The organism is Streptomyces sp. NPDC059900 (assembly GCF_050270335.1).
In the GTDB taxonomy this organism is placed as follows: Bacteria; Actinomycetota; Actinomycetes; order Streptomycetales; family Streptomycetaceae; genus Streptomyces.
Genome location: NZ_JBNNJZ010000733.1, coordinates 1 through 3,554, shown reverse-complemented (window position 1 = coordinate 3,554; position 3,554 = coordinate 1). Strand labels below are relative to the sequence as shown.

At 67.6% G+C, this 3,554-nt stretch carries 8 protein-coding genes and 1 pseudogene; 6 read left to right on the top strand and 3 right to left on the bottom strand.

Going from position 1 to position 3,554, the window contains the following annotated elements; all coding sequences use genetic code 11:
• From ACQKIP_RS42940 to ACQKIP_RS42930, 3 genes are all read left to right on the top strand, one after another.
• On the top strand, positions 1 to 769 hold a 769-nt coding region (locus ACQKIP_RS42940), incomplete at its 5' end, for a GvpL/GvpF family gas vesicle protein (RefSeq protein ID WP_427745500.1).
• Positions 766 to 954 carry a gas vesicle protein gene (locus tag ACQKIP_RS42935; RefSeq protein WP_361191545.1) on the top strand — a complete coding sequence of 63 codons (189 nt, stop codon included), beginning with the start codon at positions 766 to 768 and terminating at the stop codon, positions 952 to 954. The genes ACQKIP_RS42940 and ACQKIP_RS42935, both read left to right, overlap by 4 nt.
• Before the next feature lie 152 nt (positions 955 to 1,106).
• Positions 1,107 to 1,331 carry a gas vesicle protein K gene (locus tag ACQKIP_RS42930; protein ID WP_427745501.1) on the top strand — a complete coding sequence of 75 codons (225 nt, stop codon included), beginning with the start codon at positions 1,107 to 1,109 and terminating at the stop codon, positions 1,329 to 1,331.
• Positions 1,332 to 1,415: 84 nt separating this feature from the next.
• On the opposite strand, the gene ACQKIP_RS42925 is transcribed toward ACQKIP_RS42930, so the two are convergent.
• Positions 1,416 to 1,610, bottom strand: coding sequence for a hypothetical protein (locus ACQKIP_RS42925; RefSeq protein WP_365862127.1), 195 nt, complete (start codon positions 1,608 to 1,610; stop codon positions 1,416 to 1,418).
• Positions 1,611 to 1,788: 178 nt separating this feature from the next.
• Between ACQKIP_RS42925 and ACQKIP_RS42920 the strand changes: the two genes are divergently transcribed.
• On the top strand, positions 1,789 to 2,088 hold the full coding sequence (locus ACQKIP_RS42920) for a DUF5133 domain-containing protein (RefSeq protein ID WP_365862128.1): 300 nt from the start codon (positions 1,789 to 1,791) through the stop codon (positions 2,086 to 2,088).
• A 119-nt stretch (positions 2,089 to 2,207) separates the two neighbouring features.
• On the opposite strand, the gene ACQKIP_RS42915 is transcribed toward ACQKIP_RS42920, so the two are convergent.
• Positions 2,208 to 2,714: a DUF6624 domain-containing protein gene (locus ACQKIP_RS42915; RefSeq protein ID WP_427745498.1), complete on the bottom strand. Its 507-nt coding sequence runs from the start codon at positions 2,712 to 2,714 to the stop codon at positions 2,208 to 2,210.
• 120 nt (positions 2,715 to 2,834) lie between these two features.
• Positions 2,835 to 3,002: pseudogene (locus tag ACQKIP_RS42910) on the bottom strand (IS5/IS1182 family transposase); the annotation flags it as partial.
• 41 nt (positions 3,003 to 3,043) lie between these two features.
• Here ACQKIP_RS42910 and ACQKIP_RS42905 point away from each other — a divergent pair.
• Together ACQKIP_RS42905 and ACQKIP_RS42900 are read left to right on the top strand one after the other, a co-directional pair.
• The gene (locus ACQKIP_RS42905; protein WP_365862131.1) at positions 3,044 to 3,343 is read left to right on the top strand and encodes a hypothetical protein; all 300 of its coding nucleotides are present in this window, start codon (positions 3,044 to 3,046) and stop codon (positions 3,341 to 3,343) included.
• 26 nt (positions 3,344 to 3,369) lie between these two features.
• Positions 3,370 to 3,554: hypothetical protein (locus ACQKIP_RS42900; RefSeq protein ID WP_427745497.1), on the top strand; the 185-nt coding region annotated here is incomplete at its 3' end.

Here is a 3,554-nt window from a genome sequence, read left to right as displayed (position 1 = left end):
ATCAGCAACACTCAAGATCCATCACGCCTGCCTGACCGCCGTCGTCGGCGACGTGCCGGCCGAGCAGTTCACCGAGAAGGCGCTGCGCCGCAATCTGGAGAACCTGGACTGGCTCTCCGAGACCGCCCGCGCGCATCAGGCGGTGATCGCCGCACTGGCCTCGGCCACCAGTCCCCTGCCCCTGCGCCTGGCCACGGTGTTCCACGACGACGACGGCGTACGGTCCATGCTGCAAGCCGAGGCCGAGCGTTTCCGGGCCTCGCTCGAGCGCCTGCGCGATCGCGTCGAATGGGGCGTGAAGGTCTATGTGGAGGCTCCCTCGGCCGGTCAGGACGGCGCAGTCAGCGCCGCGTCCGGCTCGGGCAGCGGACTGCGCGACCGTCTCTCGTCCGACTCGCTCGCCTCGGGCTCCGGCCGCGACTACCTGCGGCGGCTGCGGACCGAACGGGCGGGCCGGGATGACGCCTGGCGCCGGGCGGAGGGCTTCGCGCAGGAGCTGCACGACGCGTTGGCGCAGCACGCCGACGACACGCGCCTCCACCCTCCGCAGAGTTCCGAGCTGAGCAGTTCCCCGGGCCGCAATGTGCTCAACGCGGCCTACCTGGTGAGCCGCTCGGTGTCGGGGACCTTCGTGGAACTGGTCAACGGCCAGGCGGACCGGGCGCCCGGCCTGCGTGTGGAGCTGACCGGCCCCTGGGCCGCCTACTCCTTCTCCACGCCGCCCCAAGAACGCTCCGAGGCGCAGACCGCGGCAGGGGGCGGGCGATGACCGTCGTCGAACGGCGGGAGATCGCACTGGTCGATCTGCTCGATCGTCTGCTCGCCGGCGGTGTCGTCCTCGTGGGGGACCTCACTCTGCGCATCGCGGACGTGGACCTCGTGCGGATCGACCTCAATGCCCTGATCAGCTCCGTGAACGAGAACGTACCCTCCCCGTGGGAAGACCTGCCGTGAGCACACCCGACGAAGCCAGCCGTCCGGCCGACGCCTCGGCGTCCGGCGAGAACGCCCCTTGTGATGCCTGTGGCGCGGCCCCTTCCGGCACCCCGGCAGAGCGGCGGTCCGGACACGTCAAGATCGATCCCGACACCGTGGAACGCGATTTGATGAAGCTCGTGCTGACCATCGTGGAGCTGCTGCGGCAGTTGATGGAACGTCAGGCCGTACGCCGCTTCGACACGGGGGATCTGTCGGAGGACCAGGAGGAGCGGATCGGTCTCACCTTGATGCTGCTGGAGGACCGGATGGCCGAACTGCGCGAGCGCTATGACCTCGGCCCCGAGGACCTCAACATCGACCTGGGACCGCTCGGACCGCTGCTGCCGCGCTGACGGCGGCAGGGCACGTGAGCGAAGTACTTTTCGGGGATCCGGGGAGCCCGGATCCCCGAAGGCACGTCGTGGCGCGGTACGGCGTCAACGCGGCAGTTCCACGTCGGAGTTCAGGCCGTGCACGCTTCCCGGGACAGCAGAAGAACCCTCCCCGGTCGGCTCCTCGGCAAGAGTCCACCTGCGTCCCGCGAGGTAGACGCTGACCACCCCGAAAATGATCACGGCCAGCAGCACAGGAGCGGAACTGGACGCAGCCAGATCGGCCAGATGGGTTCGCATGATCTGCGTGTACCCAGAAATGGGTCCGTGAGCGGAGTCAGACAGTCCGGACAGTCCTTGGTTATTGCGAGGGCGCGGGCGGGCCGAAAAGCTTCTGGAGAACGGCCAAATCCCTGCCGTAGGACCGCAGTTTCGGGGCACATGGGACAGCAAAGGCCTCGACTGTCAGAGGCTCCTGATGCGCAAGGAGATGACGGTGCTGCTTCCCACGCCTGCCGAACTTCGACGGGCATTGGCGCGATACGCCGACGCTGCCATCGATGACGAGCGTCATTCGACGCCCGAGAATGCCCGTGCACGAGAGGACCACGCTTACACGCTCTGCATCATGACGGGCACCACCAATATCTTCGAGGCGATGCGTGCCGCGGACGCCATAGTGGAAGGCACCGCCACCGGCCTGCCGGCCGTCACGTCACGTGTCGGCCCGGCGCTCTCGCCCGCGCAGCAGCAGGACGACGTCACCGAGGCCGCCTGACCGCGGCAGGGCGGCAACCAGGCCGTGCCTCCCGCATGTCCAGGGCCTGTCCGGCGGATCATTGCCCGCAGCAGGTGAGCCCTGGCAGTGATCCACCGGACGCGACCGGGAAGGGGGCGTCAGACCATGGAGAACTTGGCGACGTACTCGTCGAAGGGCTCGATGCCGACTTCCGCACGGAGGTCGTCCCTCCGCTCGGGGTCTTCACAGGGCCACGGAACCGGCGCCCCATCCTTCACGTCGGCGATCTGAGTTCCGTACACCTGCTTGCGGCCCTCATTGACCAGCGTGCGGTCGCGCATAAAGGCCAGCTCGCGCGGGCTGGCCGAGCCTGCCGACACCGCCTGCTGCATCAACTGGAGGGCGCGACGCTGAACGTCGAGCTGCCGGTCGGCGTGCTGAGCGATCAGCCATGCCGCGCGTGCGGCCTCCTCGCCGACCAGTTCCGCCGTCGGCCAGCCGTACTCCTCCATGATCTCGCCCAGCCGGTCACCGTGCCGAGCGGTCAGCCGCCGCCACGCCAGCTGCTCGGCGGGATCATCGCTGTTCGCACGGACAGCGGACTTGTGATCGGCCGCAGCCACGTCCGTGAGTTCCACCGCCAGCGCGGCAACGTCGTGCGCCACTCTCAACTCCCAGGCCAGATCAATACTTTGGGTCCGACCGCAAGCCTAGAGGTACAAAACGGACGTAAAGATCATTCCGGAGGACGGTGACAGACGCCTCGCCGCACCGGGATAATGGATCTACCCCCGGAGCCAGAGCCGGATCGCTGCGACAGTCACGGCGCCCTGGAATACGCAGACACGCTTGTCGAACCTCGTGGCCACGGCCCGGCAGTACTTGAGGGCGTTGATCGTGCGCTCGACTTCGTTTCTGCGCTTGTAGATCGTTTTGTCGAAGCCGGCGGGCCGTCATCGAGCGCTTGAGAGCTCGGCATCCGAAGTTGACGACAGTGCGTCAGCTGGCGGACGTCGTGGGGGGCAGCCCTCGCACGATCGAACGTGACGCGGCTCGGCTGCGCCAAGCGGGGATTCCACTCGAAGTGGTCACGGGTCTGCGTGGTGGATATCGGATCAGCGCGCGGAGTCACGATCTGCATGTACCCCTGCCGCCGGGTGAGGTGTCTGCCCTGCTCGCCGCGCTGGTGGCGGTGGGACCGTTCAGCTCGGCCAGCGCGCAGAGCGCCTTCTCCACGCTCACCGCAGCCCTGGCACCGTCGCCCGAACGCCAACAAACGCCGCCACCGTTGTGACGGCGTTCATGCCTACGGTGGGTTTCATGAACGACATCGCAGCCGAACTCGACGCCTACCTCACCCGCTACGCCAACACCCTCTCCTCGTACGACTCTCAGGCCGCGGCCGATCTGTGGGGAAGCCCCGGCATGATCCTCAACGACCAGCAAGGTGCGGGAGTCCTGGAGTCGCGCGAGGCCATGGCCAGCGGACTGGAGCAGTCCTACCC

Bases quoted from the DNA above. Each gene is read 5' to 3' on its own strand.
- ACQKIP_RS42935 (WP_361191545.1), top strand. From the start codon at position 766: ATGACCGTCGTCGAACGGCGGGAGATCGCACTGGTCGATCTGCTCGAT.
- ACQKIP_RS42930 (WP_427745501.1), top strand. From the start codon at position 1,107: ATGAAGCTCGTGCTGACCATCGTGGAGCTGCTGCGGCAGTTGATGGAA.
- ACQKIP_RS42925 (WP_365862127.1), bottom strand. From the start codon at position 1,610: ATGCGAACCCATCTGGCCGATCTGGCTGCGTCCAGTTCCGCTCCTGTG.
- ACQKIP_RS42920 (WP_365862128.1), top strand. From the start codon at position 1,789: ATGCGCAAGGAGATGACGGTGCTGCTTCCCACGCCTGCCGAACTTCGA.